This is a genomic window from Streptomyces sp. CC208A, from assembly GCF_030010625.1.
GTDB lineage: Bacteria > Actinomycetota > Actinomycetes > Streptomycetales > Streptomycetaceae > Streptomyces.
Genome location: NZ_JASCXN010000017.1, coordinates 47528 through 63455, shown reverse-complemented (window position 1 = coordinate 63455; position 15928 = coordinate 47528). Strand labels below are relative to the sequence as shown.

Sequence of the window (15928 nt, the reverse complement as noted above, 5' to 3'; positions counted from 1 at the left end):
GGTAGCGGACGGGCCCGCGCGAGCGGTGCGGCGGGCCCCGGCTGCGTACATTGCGAACATGACGCGTACGGACCGGCAGCGCCGGCTGCTCCCCTCCCACCTGCTCGAACCGGGCGGGACCGGAGCCGCCCGGCCGCGCCGCACCGTCCGCGACTGGGTCGTCGACACCCTCGTCTTCCTGCTCGCCGCCTTCTTCGGACTCGTCGCCCTCGACACCAGCGCCCGGTACGACAGCGGCCCCGTCGTCCTGACCGACCAGATCGCCGCCGCCCTCGCCTGCTGCGCGCTCTGGCTGCGCCGGCGGTGGCCCACCGGGCTCGCCGCCGTCCTCGCGGTCGTCGGCGCCCTCGTCCCGGCCGCCGCGGGCGCCATGCTCGCGGGCCTCTTCAGCGTCGCCGTCCGCCGCCCCTTCCGGGACATCGCCTGGATCGTCGCCCTCGCCCTCGCCGGGGCCCTCGCCACCGTCTTCGTCCGCCCCGATCCCGAGACCGGCACCCTCCTCGGGATCGTCCTGGGCGTCGCCCTCATCCTCCTCGTCACCGCCTGGGGCATGCTCGTACGATCCCGCCGCCAGCTCGTCGAGGCGCTGCGCGAGCGCGCCGAGCGGGCCGAGGCGGAGGCCGGGCTGCGCGCCGCGCAGGCCCAGCGGCTCGCCCGCGAGGCCATCGCCCGCGAGATGCACGACGTCCTCGCCCACCGCCTCACCCTCCTCAGCGTCCACGCCGGAGCCCTGGAGTTCCGCCCCGACGCCCCGCCCGAGCAGATCGCCCGCGCCGCCGGCGTCATCCGAGACAGCGCCCACGACGCCCTCCAGGACCTGCGCGAGATCATCGGCGTGCTCCGCGCCCCGGACGAGGAGACCGGCGGCGGCGACCGGCCGCAGCCGACCCTCGCCACCCTCGGCGCCCTCGTCGACGAGTCCCGCGAGGCCGGGATGAGCGTCGTCCTCGACTCCTCGGTCGACGACCCCGGCTCGGTGCCCGCCGCCACCGGCCGCACCGTCTACCGGATCGCCCAGGAGGGTCTGACCAACGCCCGCAAGCACGCCCCCGGCGCCGAGGTCACCCTCACCCTGCGCGGCCGGCCCGGCGACGGACTCACCGTCGAGGTCCGCAACCCGGCCCCCGACGGGCCCGTGCCGCACGTCCCCGGCTCCGGCCAGGGCCTCATCGGCCTCTCCGAGCGGGCCGCCCTCGCCGGCGGGCACCTCGACCACGGACCGGCCCCCGGCGGCGGCTTCGCCCTCACCGCCTGGCTACCGTGGCCCCCATGACCATCCGGCTCCTCGTCGTCGACGACGACCCCCTGGTCCGCGCGGGCCTCACCCTGATGCTCGGCGGCGACGAGTCCCTCCGGATCGTCGGCGAGGGCTCCGACGGGCGCGAGGTCCCCGACCTCGTCGCCCGGCTCGCCCCCGACGTCGTCCTCATGGACCTCCGTATGCCGCACATCGACGGGCTCACCGCCACCGAACGGCTGCGCGCCCGGCCCGGCGCCCCCGAGGTGATCGTCCTGACCACCTTCCACGCCGACGAGCAGGTGCTGCGCGCCCTGCGGGCCGGCGCCGCCGGGTTCGTCCTCAAGGACACCCCGCCCGCCGAGATCGTCGCCGCCGTCCGGAAGGTCGCCGCCGGTGAGCCCGTCCTCTCGCCGGCCGTCACCCGCCAGCTGATGCGGCACGTCGCCGGGCGGCCGGAGACCCGGCACCGGCGGACCGCCGCCGCCGAGCGCCTCGCCGGGCTCACCGAGCGCGAACGGGAGGTCGCGCTCGCCGTCGGCCGCGGCGCCTCCAACGCCGAGATCGCCGCCCGGCTCTACATGAGCGTCCCCACCGTGAAGACCCACGTCTCCCGGCTGCTCGCCCGGCTCGGCCTCGACAACCGGGTCCAGATCGCCCTCCTCGTCCACGACGCCGGCCTCCTCGATCAGGACCCCGACGGGGCTACCGGCGAGTAGGGTGACCCGGGTGACCGACATCGCCACCCTCGCCATGGCACGCGACATCCTGCGGGCCCAGCCCTTCAGCCGTCTCGTCGGCGCCGACGTCCGCGCCTTCGGCGACGGCGGAGCCACCCTGGAACTGCCGATCCGCGAGGACCTGCGCCAGCAGAACGGCTTCGTGCACGGCGGAGTCCTCTCGTACGCCGCCGACAACGCGATCACCTTCGCCGCCGGCACCGTCCTGGGCGCGGCCGTCCTCACCGCCGGCTACTCCATCGACTACGTCCGCCCCGCCGTCGGCGTCACCCTCCGCGCCCGCGCCGAGGTCCTGCACGCGGGCCGCCGCCAGGCCGTCGTCCGCTGCGAACTCCTCACCGTCGACGAGGAGGGCGGCGAGACCCTCTGCGCCCTCGCCCAGGGCACCGTCCGCGCGGTCGGCTAACCCTCCGCGACCACCGTCACCGGCCGGTGCTCGCGCCGGGAGCGCTCGCACGCCTCCGCGACCCGCAGCGCGGCCAGCGCCTCGCCGCCGTCGCACGGGTTCGGGACCTCGCCGCGCACCAGCCGGACGAAGGCGTCCAGCTCCGCCTCGTACGCGGGGGCGAAGCGCTCCAGGAAGCCCGGCCAGGGCTTGGACGGCGGGGCGGGGGCGTGCGGCTCCAGCGAGGTGAGGGGTGCCCGGTCGTCCAGGCCCACCACGAGCTGGTCGCGGTCGCCGGCCAGCTCCATCCGCACGTCGTAGCCCGCGCCGTTGCAGCGGGTCGCCGTCGCCGTCACCAGCGTGCCGTCGTCCAGGGTGAACAGGGCCGCCGCCGTGTCCACGTCCCCGGCCTCGCGGAACATCGCGGGGCCCGCGTCGGCGCCGCGCGCGTACACCTCCACGACCTCGCGTCCCGTCACCCAGCGCACGACGTCGATGTCGTGGACCATGCAGTCCCGGAAGAGACCGCCGGAGAGCGGCAGGTACGCGGCGGGCGGCGGCTCCGGGTCCGAGGTCACCGTCCGTACCGTGTGCAGCCTCCCCAGGCGCCCGGCGCGGACGGCCTCCCTGGCCGCCCGGTAGCCGGCGTCGAAGCGGCGCATGAAGCCCAGCTGGAGCTCGGTGCCCGCCTCCGCCACCGCCGCGAGGGCGGCCAGCGTGCCCGGCACGTCCAGGGCGATCGGCTTCTCGCAGAAGGCGGGCAGGCCCGCCCGCGCGGCCCGGCCGATCAGCTCCGCGTGCGCGGCCGTCGCCGAGGCGATCACCACCGCGTCCAGGTCCCGGCCGAGGAGCGCGGTCACGTCCGGCGCGGCCTCGGCGCCCAGCGCCGCCGCCACCGCGTCCGCCCGCACCGGATCGGCGTCGGTCACCACCAGCGAACCGACCCCCGGATGCCGGGCGAGCACCCCCGCGTGGAAACTCCCGATCCGGCCCGTACCGATGAGTCCGATGCGCATGATCTCACCGTGGGGGCGCCCGCCGGACGGTGTCAAGGTTTGCCCGGACCGGCGCAGGACAAGTGTCGGAGAAGCACGGGTGAAGCACAGGGGGAAGCGCGGGTGACGACGGCCCCCCGGCGAGTGCCCCGACCCGCATGACCGATACTGCAATGCACGCAGAAGGACACAAAGGAGGGCACGACCCCGTGACCAGGCTTCGGACAGGGCTTCGGACGGGAGGGGTACGCGCCGCTGTCGGCGCCGTGCTCGCCCTCGCGCTCACAGCGGCGCTCGCCGGGTGCAGCAGCACCGGCGGCAAGCGCGCGGAGGACGCCCGCAAGGCCGCCGCCGCCCAGGGCCGGGCGGCCGTGGACACCCCTCGCTGGACCTTCGCCATGGTCACCCACTCGGGCGACGGCGACACCTTCTGGGACATCGTCCAGAACGGCGCCGAGCAGGCCGCCGCCAAGGACAACATCACCTTCCTCTACGCCCACAGTGACGAGGGTCAGCAGCAGGCGCAGCTCATCGACTCGTACGTCGCCAAGGGCGTCGACGGGCTGATCGTCACCCTCGCCAAGCCCGACGCGATGAAGGCGTCCGTGGAGAAGGCCGTCAAGGCCGGCATCCCGGTGATCACCGTGAACTCCGGCGCCGACCAGTCCAAGGCCTTCGGCGCCCTCACCCACATCGGCCAGGACGAGACCGTCGCAGGGCAGGCCGTCGGCGAGGAGCTGACGAAGCGCGGGAAGAAGAAGGCCCTGTGCGTCCTGCACGAACAGGGCAACGTCGGCCACGAACAGCGCTGCGCCGGCACGAAGGAGACCTTCGGCGGCGAACTGGTCGACCTCTACGTCGACGGCACCAACATGCCCGACGTGAAGGCGACCATCGAGGCCAGACTCCAGTCCGACAAGGCCATCGACGCCGTCGTCACCCTCGGCGCCCCCTTCGCCGACACCGCCGTCCAGGCCGCCAGGAGCGCCGGCAGCACGGCCGAGATCGAGACCTTCGACCTCAACGCCAAGGTCGCCGCCGCCCTCGCCGACGGCACCCTCGGCTTCGCCGTCGACCAGCAGCCCTACCTCCAGGGCTACGAGGCCGTCGACCTTCTCTGGCTCCACCGCTACAACGCCGACGTCCTCGGCGGCGGCAAGCCCGTCCTCACCGGACCGCAGATCATCACCGAGGACCAGGCCGAGGCCCTGAAGCGGTACACGGAGCGGGGGACCCGATGAGCACCACCGCGCCCCCTCCGACACCGGGCGACGACCTCGACCACGTCGACGAACGACTGCTCCGCACCACCCCGCTGAAGAAGCTCCTCGCCCGCCCCGAACTGGGCTCGGTCGTCGGCGCCCTCGCCGTCTTCGTCTTCTTCGCGGTCGTCGCCGACGGCTTCCTGCGCCCCGCCGGCCTCGGCACCGTCCTCTACGCGGCCTCCGTCCTCGGCATCATGGCCGTCCCGGTCGCGCTGCTGATGATCGGCGGCGAGTTCGACCTCTCCGCCGGTGTCCTCGTCACCAGCGCGGCGCTCGTCTCGTCGATGTTCAGCTACCAGATGACCGCCAACGTGTGGGTCGGCGTCGGCGTCTCGCTGCTCGTCACCCTCGCCGTCGGCGTCTTCAACGGCTTCATGCTGACCCGCACCAAGCTGCCCAGCTTCATCATCACGCTCGGCACCTTCCTCATGCTGACCGGCCTGAACCTCGGCCTCACCAAGCTGATCACCGGCACCGTCTCCACCAAGACGATCGCCGACATGGAGGGCTTCCCCTCCGCCCACGCCGTCTTCGCCTCCACGCTGACCGTCGGCGGCGTCGAGCTGAAGGTCACCGTCCTGTGGTGGTTCGGCCTGGTCGCCCTCGCCACCTGGATCCTGCTCCGCACCCGCTTCGGCAACTGGATCTTCGCGGTCGGCGGCGGCGCCGACGCGGCCCGCGCGGTCGGCGTCCCGGTCCGCCGCACCAAGATCGGCCTCTACCTGGGCGTCGCCCTCTGCGCCTGGATCTCCGGCCAGCACCTGCTCTTCTCCTTCGACGTCGTCCAGTCCGGCGAAGGCGTCGGCAACGAGCTGATCTACATCATCGCGGCCGTCATCGGCGGCTGTCTGATCACCGGCGGGTACGGCTCGGCCATCGGCTCCGCCGTCGGCGCCCTCATCTTCGGCATGACCAGCAAGGGCATCGTCTACGCCGAGTGGAACCCGGACTGGTTCAAGTTCTTCCTGGGAGCGATGCTCCTCCTGGCGACCCTGCTGAACGCCTGGATCCGCAAGCGCGTGGAGGCGACCCGATGACGGCGACGACGGCGACGACGGCACGGACGACCCCGCTCGTGGAGCTGACCGGCGTCAGCAAGTACTACGGCAACATCCGCGCCCTCGAAGGGGTCTCCCTGGAGGTCGGGGCCGGCGAGATCACCTGCGTCCTCGGCGACAACGGCGCCGGCAAGTCCACCCTCATCAAGATCGTCGCCGGCCTGCACCGGCACGACGCCGGCACCTTCCGCATCGACGGCGAGGAGGTCGTCCTCGGCACCCCGCGCGACGCCCTCGACCGGGGCATCGCCACCGTCTACCAGGACCTCGCCGTCGTCCCCCTGATGCCCGTCTGGCGGAACTTCTTCCTCGGCTCCGAGCCGACGAAGGGCAAGGGCCCCTTCCGCCGGCTCGACGTCGAGCGGATGCGGACCACCACCCGCGAGGCGCTGCTCCGCATGGGCATCGACCTGCGCGACGTCGACCAGCCCATCGGCACCCTCTCCGGCGGCGAACGCCAGTGCGTGGCCATCGCCCGCGCGGTCCACTTCGGCGCCAAGGTCCTCGTCCTCGACGAGCCGACCGCCGCCCTCGGCGTCAAACAGTCCGGCGTCGTCCTGAAGTACGTGGCCGCCGCCCGCGACCAGGGCCTCGGCGTGGTCCTCATCACCCACAACCCCCACCACGCCTACCTCGTCGGCGACCGCTTCGTGCTGCTCAAGCGGGGCCTCATGGCCGCGAGCCACGCCAAGGGGTCGGTGACGCTCGACGAGTTGACCCGCCAGATGGCGGGCGGCAGCGAGCTGGACGACCTCCGTCACGAGCTGGAGCGCCCCACCGCCCCGTGACCCGCCCTCCGTCTCCTCACACGGACCCGGCACCCCTCCTGGCAGAATCGACGCGATGAGTAGCTACCGTGACCCCGCCGCCCGGGGCGGTGTCCTGCGGACCGTCGGCACCCGCGAGCGGCGCTCCCACCTCTCGGCGCCCCGGGTGCCGACGGTGGGCATCGACATCGGCGGAACCAAGGTGATGGCGGGCGTCGTCGACGCCGACGGCACCATCCTGGAGAAGATCCGCACCGAGACCCCCGACAAGTCCAAGAGCCCCAAGGTCGTCGAGGACACCATCGTCGAACTGGTCCTGGACCTCTCCGACCGGCACGACGTGCACGCCGTCGGCATCGGCGCGGCCGGCTGGGTCGACGCCGACCGGGCCCGCGTCCTCTTCGCCCCCCACCTCGCCTGGCGCAACGAACCCCTCAGGGATGCCCTCCAGGACCGCCTCGCCGTCCCCGTCATGGTGGACAACGACGCCAACACCGCCGCCTGGGCCGAGTGGCGCTTCGGCGCAGGACGCGGCGAGGACCACCTCGTCATGATCACCCTCGGTACGGGGATCGGCGGCGCCATCCTGGAGGACGGCAGGGTCAAGCGGGGCAAGTACGGCGTCGCCGGCGAGTTCGGCCACATGCAGGTCGTCCCCGGCGGCCACCGCTGCCCCTGCGGCAACCGCGGCTGCTGGGAGCAGTACAGCTCCGGCAACGCCCTGGTCCGCGAGGCCCGCGAACTGGCCGCCGCCGACTCCCCGGTGGCGTACAACATCATCGAGCGGGTGAAGGGGAACGTCCCCGAGATCACCGGCCCCCTCATCACCGAACTGGCCCGCGAGGGCGACGCCATGTGCGTCGAACTCCTCCAGGACATCGGCCAGTGGCTCGGCGTCGGCATCGCCAACCTCGCCGCCGCCCTCGACCCCTCCTGCTTCGTCATCGGCGGCGGCGTCTCCGCCGCCGACGACCTGCTCATCGGACCCGCCCGGGACGCCTTCCGCCGCCACCTCACCGGCCGCGGCTACCGCCCCGAGGCCCGCATCACCCGCGCCCAGCTCGGCCCCGAGGCCGGCATGGTCGGCGCCGCCGACCTCGCCCGGCTCGTCGCCCGCCGCTTCCGCCGCGCCAACCGGCGCCGGGTGGAGCGCTACGAGCGGTACGAGCGCTACGCGCAGGCCTTCCGCGCCGGGACGCACGGGCGCGCCTCCCGCACCCCGGAGGACCCCGCGACGTGACCGTGCACCACCCACCCGCGACCCCGCCCGAGGAGCGCCGACCGGACAAGCTCCTGCCCGGGCAGCGGATGCCGGAGGACCGGGGCCGCATGCTCCGCCGCCGCTGGCTGACGGCGGTCATCATCGTCCTGCTCGTCGGCATCCCCGCCGGCTATCTGGTGATCTCCGCCGCGCAGAGCCGGGAGAGCGGCATCGACAAGGAGCGCGAGTCCTCCGTCGTCGGCCTCCAGGACAACTGGCCCTCGCTGATGAAGCGCCGGATCTTCGAGGTGCCCATCCCGGCGGGCGCCTCCGGCGTCGCCTACTACGAGACCAGCAACTGGAAGACCAGCCGGCTCTACGTCCGGTTCACCACCACGGCGACCGGCCTCGACACCTTCCTCGCCGAGTCGGGCACCGGCCGCTCCGCGCTCACCCCGGGCCGGATCACGGTCTCCGACCGGGACGCGGACATCGTCGGCTGGACCTTCCCCGACGGCCTGTCCTGGTCGGGCACGACCGTCGACCGCGAGGAACCCCGCCCGTCCACCGACATCACCGTCGACCTCACGGACCCGGCCTTCCCGCGCGTCTTCGCGGTCTCCACCACCAGCCCCTGAAACGGACCCCATGAACAGCTCCCCCCGCCCCACCGCCCCGGCCCTTCCCGCCGTCGCGTCCTTCGACGAGCTCGGCCTGCCCACCGGGGTACGGGAGCTGCTCACCGAGCAGGGGATCGAGACGCCCTTCCCGATCCAGGCGGCCACCCTGCCGAACGCCCTCGCCGGGCGGGACGCCCTGGGCCGGGCGCGGACCGGCTCGGGGAAGACGCTCGCCTTCGGGCTGCCGCTCCTCGTGCGGACCGCGGGCCGCCGGGCCGAGACCCGCAGGCCCCGGGCGCTCGTCCTCGTCCCCACGCGCGAGCTGGCCCAGCAGGTCACCGACGTGCTCACGCCGTACGCCCGGGTGCTGGGGCTGCGGACGGCCACCGTGGTCGGCGGCCTGCCGATCGGCCGGCAGGCCGCCGCGCTGCGCGAGGGCGCCGAGGTCGTGGTCGCCACCCCCGGCCGCCTCATGGACCTCGTCGAGCGCAAGGACGTCCGGCTGGACCGGGTGGAGACCACCGTCCTCGACGAGGCCGACCAGATGGCCGACATGGGCTTCACGGACCAGGTCACCGGGCTGCTCGACCTCGTACGCGACGGGGGCCAGCGCATGCTGTTCTCCGCCACCCTCGACGGTGACGTCGACCTCCTGGTCCGGCGCTACCTCCACGACCCGGTGGTCCACTCGGCCGACCCCTCGGCCGCCGCCGTCACCACCATGGAGCACCACGTCCTCCAGGTGCACGGCGCCGACAAGTTCGCCACCGCCACGGAGATCGCGGCCCGCGACGGGCGCGTGATCATGTTCCTGGCCACCAAGGCCTCCGTCGACCGCTTCACCGCGCACCTCCTGGGCAGCGGCGTACGGGCCGCGGCCCTGCACGGCGACAAGTCCCAGCCGGTCCGCACCCGCACCCTGGAGCGGTTCCGCACCGGCGAGGTGACGGTCCTGGTGGCCACGAACGTCGCCGCGCGCGGCATCCACGTCGACGACGTCGACCTCGTCGTGAACGTCGACCCGCCGGCCGACCACAAGGACTACCTCCACCGCGGCGGCCGCACCGCCCGCGCCGGCGGCTCCGGCAGCGTCGTCACCCTGGTCCTGCCCGACCAGCGCCGCGACGTCCTCCGCCTCATGGCGGACGCGGGACTCCGCCCCCAGGTCACCCAGGTCCGGTCCGGCGGGCCGGAACTCCGCCGCCTCACCGGCGCCAAGGCCCCCTCCGGCGTCCCCGTCGACGGCAGCGCGCCCAGCACCGAGCGCCCCAAGCGCGGCGGCGCGGTCTTCCGGGGCATCGGCACCGTCCCCGGCAGGCCCGGCCGCGCCAAGAACGAGTCCCGGCGCTCGGCCGAGGAACGAAAACTGGCCGAGGCCCGCAAGGCCGCCCGCGTCCGCCGGGGCCGCTGACCCTGGCGTGCCGGGGCGGGATCGGGGCCGGTGACCCCGGCGTACCGGCGCGGGTCCGGGGCCGCTGACTCGGCGTACCGAGGCGGGTTCGGGGCCGGTGACCCCGGCGCGCCGGCGCGGGATCGGGGCTGCCGACTCGGCGTACCGAGGCGGGTTCGGGGCCGGTACATCCGGCGCACCGGCCCGGGGCAGGGGCCGGTGACCCCCGGCGTACCGGCCCAGGCCAAGGGCCGGCGCCCCCCGGCGTACCGGTGGTGTCCGTCCCCTCTCCGCCACCCCGGCCGCCGGGGGCGTCAGGGGAGATGAGAGGCTCGGGCGAGTGAGTGAGACACTGACGAACACCCTGCAACACCGAGTCGACGGGCCCGAGGACGCGCCCGTCCTGGTCCTGGGCCCCTCGTTGGGCACCACCTTCCACAGGTTGTAAGGACCGTCCAGAGGCGTACAAGCGGTCCATCTCAGAGACGAAAAGCCAGGTCGAAGCCCTGTGTCCAGTGGCGTCCGCCCTATCGGTGAGACCTGTGTGAGAGCACGTGAGATCCAGAAGCCCTGCCGGGTCGACCTCGGCGGGGCTTCTGTGTTCGGATAGAAGACATCGTGGCGCCCCCAGGAGACACGGCAGGGAGAAGCCCCCGCGGGAGCGGCCCGGCCCGCACGGGGCTTAGGGACAGTCTCCTTGAAGTGGTGGTGAGCTGGTGGCGAGCAATGCTCAAGACCTGTGGATCAACGTCGGGTTGGACGCGAAGGGCGTACCTTCCCGATTGATCCTGTGATGGTCACCGAGTAGGCCCGCGTTCGCAGCGCGGGTCGGGAAGGCACGCCCGTGCTCAGCGTAGTCAATGCCGACGGCAGTACCCCGAACGGCTCCCTGATCGACGAGATCGTCCGTGAAGGGGCGAGGCGGATGCTCGCCGCCGCCCTGGAAGCCGAAGTCAACGCCTACATAGCCGAGTTGGCTGATCAACGCGACGGCCAGGGCCGTCGTCTGGTGGTGCGCAACGGCTATCACCAGCCCCGGTCGGTGACCACGGCCGCCGGGCCGGTGGAGGTGAAAGTCCCGCGGGTGAACGACAAGCGCATCGACGAGACCACCGGGGAGCGCAAGCGGTTCTCCTCGGCGATTCTGCCGCCGTGGTGCCGCAAGTCCCCGAAGATCAGCGAGGTGCTGCCGCTGCTCTATCTGCACGGCCTGTCCTCCGGCGACTTCGTGCCCGCGCTGGAGCAGTTCCTGGGCAGCTCAGCCGGTCTCTCGCCGGCCACCGTCACCCGCCTCACCACCCAGTGGCAGGCCGACCACAAGGCATTCGGGGAGCGTGACCTGGCCGGATCCGACTACGTCTACGTCTGGGCCGACGGCATCCACCTGCGCATCCGCCTGGCCGAGGCGAAGTCCTGCGTCCTGGTGCTGATGGGTGTGCGCGCGGACGGCACCAAGGAGCTGATCGCGATGGCCGACGGCTACCGCGAGTCCGCCGAGTCCTGGGCCGACCTGCTGCGTGACTGCGCCCGCCGCGGCATGCGCGCGCCCGTCCTCGCGGTCGGCGACGGCGCGCTCGGCTTCTGGAAGGCCCTCGCAGAGGTCTTCCCGGCCGCCCGGCATCAGAGGTGCTGGGTTCACAAAACAGCCAATGTGGTCAATGCCCTGCCGAAGTCGGCCCAGCCCGGGGCCCGCAAGGCCCTGCAGGACATCTACAACGCCGAGGACCGCGACCACGCGCTCAAGGCGGTCACCGCCTTCGAGCATGCCTACGGCACGAAGTGGCCCAAGGCGGTCAAGAAGATCAGCGACGACGTCGAGGAACTGCTGGCGTTCTACGACTTCCCCGCCGAGCACTGGATCCACCTGCGCACGACCAACCCGATCGAGTCGACGTTCGCGACGGTCCGGCTGCGGACCAAGGTCACCCGGGGAGCCGGCAGCGCGGCCGCCGCCCTCGCGATGGTCTTCAAGCTCGTCGAGTCCGCCCAGGCCCGCTGGCGGGCCGTGAACGCACCCCACCTCGTCGCCCTCGTTCGCGCCGGAGCCCGCTTCGAACGCGGCCACCTCGTCGAACGCCCCGAGGCTCACGCAGCCTGAACAACCTCAACCGATCCACAGGAATTGACAATTACTCGCTGGTGGCACCGGCGGAGGTGAAGCAGCTTGTGAGTGCACCACGAGAACGACCAGCACGCGGAAGTGCAACCCTGCAGCAGCGCCGAGTCTCGTCCGGCCAGCTGGTCGTTGGAACGTTCCTGGTCCTCTATGGCACCGCGCTGGCGTTGAACTTCCGCGACATGGCAGTGAAAGCGATCAAGGGCCGCGCGACCGCAGCCGACAATGAGCCAGGCCGCCCCATGGTCTTTCGGGTCGCCGGAGGGATCGGGGCCATCATCGGAGTGTCGATGGTCCTGCGGTTCGCCTTCGCCTAACTTGATCTTTAACCTGTGCGACGAGGTCGTGGGGTCGCTGACTTCTTGTTCCGGGACGTGGCGGTGTCGGTTTTGCGGACTGTGTGGACGTCGTGTCGTGGGGTGGGCCGGGTGTTCTTGTGGCCTGGTGGCCTGCCGGGGCCGGGGCGGGAGGGTTTCGGTGCGCTGGCCGGACAGGTGACTGTCGGGCGGATGTGCCGGAAGTCGCGGCGGACGCGGGCGGGCGTGAGGCGTTCGACAGGCTCGGGTTTCTCCCAGGGGCGACGCCGGTCGGCTGCGAGTGGCCGGGCCAGTCGCAGTTGGGTGTAGGCCGTGAGGATCAGCCAGGTCCAGCGGTCCGCCGCCTCGGGGGTACGGATCTTCGGACGGGTCCAGCCGAGAGTCTGCTTGAACAGACGGAAGGTGTGCTCGATGTCGAAGCGCCGCAGGTATGCCTGCCAGAGTCGGTCGCTGTCCGCTTCGGTGGCGTCGGTGCCTGACCACCACAGCCAGACCGGCTTCGGGGTGGCTCCGCTGGGCAGATGATCGATGTCCAGGCGGATCACGGTCCCCTCGACGATCGGGAGGGTGCCGTCGGCCGCGGCCCAGGAAGAACGGTGGGTGAGCTTGGGGGCTGCCTTGAGGCCACCAGGTGGGGAATTATGTGAACTTCCCCCTGGGGAATTACGAGAGCGTCCACAACTGTCGATCAGCCGTGTGTCGACCCATCGAAGCCTCGGTTGAGGCCAGGGCATCCCGCGAGGCACTTATCGCAGATGAGCCTCACTCCCGGCCGGAAATTGGGCCCAAGAGCAGCACGCAGCTCGGTAGATGTGCCGAGCTGCAGGCTGCCGAAGCGCGCGTCTCGGAACCTCGGGTTGGCTACGAGGGCCGCCGCCAGGATCTGGGCCTTCGTGATGAGGATGAGGCACTCACGGCCTTCGTACGACTCACCGGGGATGTGATCGCATTCGTCAGGATCAAGTCCACAAATCGAGCACTCCGACTCGTCCACGCGTGTCTCCACGCTAAACCCGACCCGAAGATGCCCAAGGTCGACTGGACACTCCCGGTAGTAGACGCCGTCGCGGTAGGCCATGGTGCAAGCCTTCGGATAAGTCCGCCTCAGAAACCCGCCTACCTTGTCCAGCAGCTCATGAGCTCGGTCGAAGAGGGCAAGGTCGTACCCTTCGGAACGGTCCATCACCCGCCGCAGCTCCCCCCTCAGCCGCCGCAGGATCTCTAGCGCAGCTGGATCGGGGTGGCGCGCAGCTTTGGCCTGCTCAAGGTCGACCTGGCACTGCTGGAAGACCTCGTTCTCATCCCTCGGGGAGCTGACGGCGCTCATCCTCAGAACCCCACCTCTCGATCCTGGTGATCGCTTCGAGGACCGAGTCGGCCGGGCCGTCCAGCACCAGCTTGGTGGTCAGGTCACCCTGCCGGGCTACCTCTGAGCTGCACTGTGTTTCGTGGAGTCCCTGATGCCAGGGTTACGATCCTGGCGAAGGAGATCCACGAGCACCATGCCTGCACCACGTAAGTACCCGGACGAACTCCGGGAGCGCGCGATCCGCGAGGTCCGCAGCACCGGCCGTCCGATCGCGCACGTTGCGAAGGACCTCGGCATCCACAAGGAGGCCCTGCGCGGCTGGGTCCGCCAGGCCGAGGCCGACCGGGGCGAACGCGACGACCGGCTGACCTCCGCCGAGCAGGACGAACTCAGGCAGCTTCGCAAAGAGAATGCCGAGTTGAGGCGGGCGAACGAGATCCTCAAGGCCGCGTCGGTGTTTTTTGCCCAGGAGATCGACCGTCCCCGGACGAGGCCGAGCAGGTGATAGACCACCTGCGCCAGAAGGGTCTCGGGGTCGATCCCGTCTGCCGGGTGCTCGAGCTGTCGCCGTCGACGTACTTCGCCCGCAAGAAGCGGCCGAAGTCGGCCCGCCGGCTCCGCGACGAGCAGCTCATGCCGCTGATCGAGGAGATCCACGCGGAGTCGGGCGGCACCTATGGCGCCCGCCGGATCACCCGCGCGCTTCGGCGCAAAGGCGTCGTCGTGGCCCGCTGCACGGTCGAGCGGCTGATGGCCGAACTGGGTCTGGAGGGCGTCATCCGTGGCCGGCGCCGTCGCACCACGGTGCCGGAGCCGTCGGCACCCCGGCCGCCGGACCTGGTCGACCGCGACTTCACCGCCTCGCGGCCCGATCAGCTGTGGGTGGCGGACATGACGTATGTCCGCACCTGGTCCGGGTGGGCGTATGTGGCGTTTGTCCTGGACGTGTACTCGCGGATGATCGTCGGCTGGCAGGTCGCGAACCACATGCGAACCGAGCTCCCTCTGGACGCACTGGAGATGGGGTTGTGGAGGCGGAGGATCAAGAAGGACTCCGGCCTCATCCATCACAGCGACCGCGGGCCCAATACGTGTCAATTCGGTATACCGACCGGCTCGCGGACATCGGCGCCTCCGCCTCCGTCGGGTCGGTCGCCGACTCGTATGACAACGCGATGGCCGAGGCCCTGAACGGCACCTTCAAGGCCGAACTCATCGAAATGCAGGGCCCCTGGAAGGACGTCGAGCAGGTCGAACGGGCGATCTTCCAATGGATCACCTGGTACAACGAAGAACGCCTTCACTCCGCGCTCGACTACGTTCCGCCCGCAGAGTACGAGGAAGCTTTCTGGCGAAGCCAGGAGCAGACCCTGCAGTCCGCCTGAACCAAGACCACCGGACTCTACGAAACTCGGGGCAGCTCACTCCACGTGCAGAACGGGGGACGGAACAGTCACCTCTTCGCCGGATGAATCGCCCCTCCTGAGGATCTTCGTCGTCGTGTAGGAGGAGACCAAGCCAGTCAGCGTTGCGATCAGGGTTTCTTTCCCGACGTCCCTGGCGAACTCGATGATCGGCAGCCAGAACTCGGCGGCGTCGTGGGTCAGGTAGGTGCGATCAGGCTTCTCGTCCTCGAACTCGACGGTCAAGCCGGCGGCGCGGAGGAGCTTCACCACCCTGATCGCTTCGTACGGGTAGTTCCCGGGGACATCCGAGCGGGACACGCTCGGCAGTCCGGCAACTCCACGCCTGATCAGCACGTCAGCCAAGGTCAACCACCTGAGTTTTCTGCTCAGTTGCCATGATCCCACAACTAGAGCGTGTCTCGCAGATTGGGATGCGAGACCGTCATCAGCCTGGGAGACACGCTCTAGGACCTGTCCGGCGGATCAGGGTCGGAGCCATAGGCGGATCGCCGCGATGGCGACGGTTCCGTGGAAGACGTAGGCCCTCTTGTCGTAGCGGGTGGGTGCGCCACGAGGCGCCATGGAGTCGAGTGAGGTGAGAGACCTTCACCGCCGGGTTGTCGCAGCAACCCGGTTGAAGCAGGGGGCAGTTCGCCTCGGGGGATGCCGAGGCGGGCGGTAAGCAGCCCCGACAACGTCGGGACGGGCTGGTACTGCCAGACGGCTCGGGTCCGGCAAGCGAGACGGGAAGGTGTACGCGAGGAACCAGTGCCTGACGCCCCGTAATTACGACACCGGCTCCAACCTGGCGGATGCGGGCCGGACGCAGTGCGCGACCACCGGTGTGTTCGGTGGTCGACTCCGAAGCCGACTCTACTCATCGGTGGGGAGGCCGCGCCGAAAGTCTGCGGCGTAAGCGTGGCGATGCTGCCGGGGTAGAGCTGGGCACCTCACCCGTCGATCGATTCCATGGTGAACGTGGGAACTGCCCGCGGTCGCCCTCAAGCCGGGCCGCCAGTCCGGACGGGGGCAGGCCCATCGCCGGCTGATGGCCGTGGGGCAGGACGGAGGCCCTGTAGTACTCGGAGGCCGGGAGAGCCGGTCACAGGGGGAAGGGGGCCA

14 protein-coding genes and 2 pseudogenes are annotated in these 15928 nt (G+C 71.3%); 12 read left to right on the top strand and 4 right to left on the bottom strand.

The features are described from left to right. Positions 1 to 58: 58 nt before the first annotated feature. Genes QK442_RS19555 through QK442_RS19545 form a run of 3 tightly spaced genes read left to right on the top strand, consistent with a single transcriptional unit; the run spans position 59 to position 2383 of the window. Positions 59 to 1273: a histidine kinase gene (locus QK442_RS19555; RefSeq protein ID WP_282695257.1), complete on the top strand. Its 1215-nt coding sequence runs from the start codon at positions 59 to 61 to the stop codon at positions 1271 to 1273. Continuing rightward, on the top strand, positions 1270 to 1956 hold the full coding sequence (locus QK442_RS19550; RefSeq protein WP_282695256.1) for a response regulator transcription factor: 687 nt from the start codon (positions 1270 to 1272) through the stop codon (positions 1954 to 1956). The genes QK442_RS19555 and QK442_RS19550 overlap by 4 nt, the downstream gene beginning before the upstream one ends. Positions 1957 to 1990: 34 nt before the next feature. After that, positions 1991 to 2383, top strand: coding sequence for a PaaI family thioesterase (locus QK442_RS19545; protein ID WP_282695333.1), 393 nt, complete (start codon positions 1991 to 1993; stop codon positions 2381 to 2383). Here the strand turns inward: QK442_RS19545 and QK442_RS19540 are convergent. Next, complete coding sequence (locus QK442_RS19540; protein ID WP_282695255.1) at positions 2380 to 3378, bottom strand: Gfo/Idh/MocA family oxidoreductase; 999 nt, start codon at positions 3376 to 3378, stop codon at positions 2380 to 2382. The two genes, QK442_RS19545 and QK442_RS19540, sit on opposite strands and share 4 nt — an antisense overlap. Before the next feature lie 245 nt (positions 3379 to 3623). Here QK442_RS19540 and QK442_RS19535 point away from each other — a divergent pair, with 245 nt between their 5' ends. From QK442_RS19535 to QK442_RS19500, 8 genes are all read left to right on the top strand, one after another. Continuing rightward, a complete protein-coding gene (locus tag QK442_RS19535) occupies positions 3624 to 4598 on the top strand; it encodes a sugar ABC transporter substrate-binding protein (RefSeq protein WP_282695332.1) in 975 nt (324 codons plus the stop codon). Next, on the top strand, positions 4595 to 5659 hold the full coding sequence (locus tag QK442_RS19530; RefSeq protein WP_282695254.1) for an ABC transporter permease: 1065 nt from the start codon (positions 4595 to 4597) through the stop codon (positions 5657 to 5659). Before QK442_RS19535 ends, QK442_RS19530 begins: the two co-directional genes overlap by 4 nt. Further along, positions 5656 to 6468, top strand: a complete 813-nt coding sequence (locus tag QK442_RS19525; protein ID WP_282695253.1) for an ATP-binding cassette domain-containing protein — start codon at positions 5656 to 5658, stop codon at positions 6466 to 6468. Before QK442_RS19530 ends, QK442_RS19525 begins: the two co-directional genes overlap by 4 nt. A 55-nt stretch (positions 6469 to 6523) precedes the next feature. Then, positions 6524 to 7687 (top strand): ROK family glucokinase, encoded by a 1164-nt coding sequence (locus QK442_RS19520; protein WP_282695252.1) that lies wholly within the window; start codon positions 6524 to 6526, stop codon positions 7685 to 7687. A gap of 68 nt (positions 7688 to 7755) precedes the next feature. Continuing rightward, positions 7756 to 8286: a hypothetical protein gene (locus QK442_RS19515; RefSeq protein WP_282695331.1), complete on the top strand. Its 531-nt coding sequence runs from the start codon at positions 7756 to 7758 to the stop codon at positions 8284 to 8286. A gap of 10 nt (positions 8287 to 8296) precedes the next feature. Further along, the gene (locus QK442_RS19510; RefSeq protein WP_282695251.1) at positions 8297 to 9679 is read left to right on the top strand and encodes a DEAD/DEAH box helicase; all 1383 of its coding nucleotides are present in this window, start codon (positions 8297 to 8299) and stop codon (positions 9677 to 9679) included. 823 nt (positions 9680 to 10502) lie between these two features. Continuing rightward, entirely contained in the window at positions 10503 to 11756 is a 1254-nt protein-coding gene (locus QK442_RS19505; protein ID WP_282695250.1) for an IS256 family transposase, read from the top strand. A 41-nt stretch (positions 11757 to 11797) separates the two neighbouring features. Next, entirely contained in the window at positions 11798 to 12091 is a 294-nt protein-coding gene (locus tag QK442_RS19500) for a hypothetical protein (RefSeq protein WP_282695249.1), read from the top strand. A gap of 8 nt (positions 12092 to 12099) precedes the next feature. Here QK442_RS19500 and QK442_RS19495 read toward each other — a convergent pair. Beyond that, positions 12100 to 12702, bottom strand: a pseudogene (locus tag QK442_RS19495) (transposase); the annotation flags it as partial. Positions 12703 to 12779: 77 nt separating this feature from the next. Then, a complete protein-coding gene (locus QK442_RS19490; RefSeq protein ID WP_282695248.1) occupies positions 12780 to 13418 on the bottom strand; it encodes a hypothetical protein in 639 nt (212 codons plus the stop codon). A 175-nt stretch (positions 13419 to 13593) separates the two neighbouring features. On the opposite strand from QK442_RS19490, the pseudogene QK442_RS19485 reads away from it, so the two are divergent. After that, positions 13594 to 14785: pseudogene (locus QK442_RS19485) on the top strand (IS3 family transposase). A gap of 36 nt (positions 14786 to 14821) precedes the next feature. Here QK442_RS19485 and QK442_RS19480 read toward each other — a convergent pair. Next, the gene (locus QK442_RS19480; protein WP_282695247.1) at positions 14822 to 15169 is read right to left on the bottom strand and encodes a hypothetical protein; all 348 of its coding nucleotides are present in this window, start codon (positions 15167 to 15169) and stop codon (positions 14822 to 14824) included. Positions 15170 to 15928 lie beyond the last annotated feature (759 nt).

What these genes read in the sequence shown, in the direction of transcription:
- QK442_RS19540 (WP_282695255.1), bottom strand. Translation starts at nt 3,378, where the DNA reads ATGCGCATCGGACTCATCGGTACGGGCCGGATCGGGAGTTTCCACGCG.
- QK442_RS19555 (WP_282695257.1), top strand. Translation starts at nt 59, where the DNA reads ATGACGCGTACGGACCGGCAGCGCCGGCTGCTCCCCTCCCACCTGCTC.
- QK442_RS19525 (WP_282695253.1), top strand. Translation starts at nt 5,656, where the DNA reads ATGACGGCGACGACGGCGACGACGGCACGGACGACCCCGCTCGTGGAG.
- QK442_RS19490 (WP_282695248.1), bottom strand. Translation starts at nt 13,418, where the DNA reads ATGAGCGCCGTCAGCTCCCCGAGGGATGAGAACGAGGTCTTCCAGCAG.
- QK442_RS19545 (WP_282695333.1), top strand. Translation starts at nt 1,991, where the DNA reads ATGGCACGCGACATCCTGCGGGCCCAGCCCTTCAGCCGTCTCGTCGGC.
- QK442_RS19530 (WP_282695254.1), top strand. Translation starts at nt 4,595, where the DNA reads ATGAGCACCACCGCGCCCCCTCCGACACCGGGCGACGACCTCGACCAC.
- QK442_RS19510 (WP_282695251.1), top strand. Translation starts at nt 8,297, where the DNA reads ATGAACAGCTCCCCCCGCCCCACCGCCCCGGCCCTTCCCGCCGTCGCG.
- QK442_RS19520 (WP_282695252.1), top strand. Translation starts at nt 6,524, where the DNA reads ATGAGTAGCTACCGTGACCCCGCCGCCCGGGGCGGTGTCCTGCGGACC.
- QK442_RS19515 (WP_282695331.1), top strand. Translation starts at nt 7,756, where the DNA reads ATGCCGGAGGACCGGGGCCGCATGCTCCGCCGCCGCTGGCTGACGGCG.
- QK442_RS19550 (WP_282695256.1), top strand. Translation starts at nt 1,270, where the DNA reads ATGACCATCCGGCTCCTCGTCGTCGACGACGACCCCCTGGTCCGCGCG.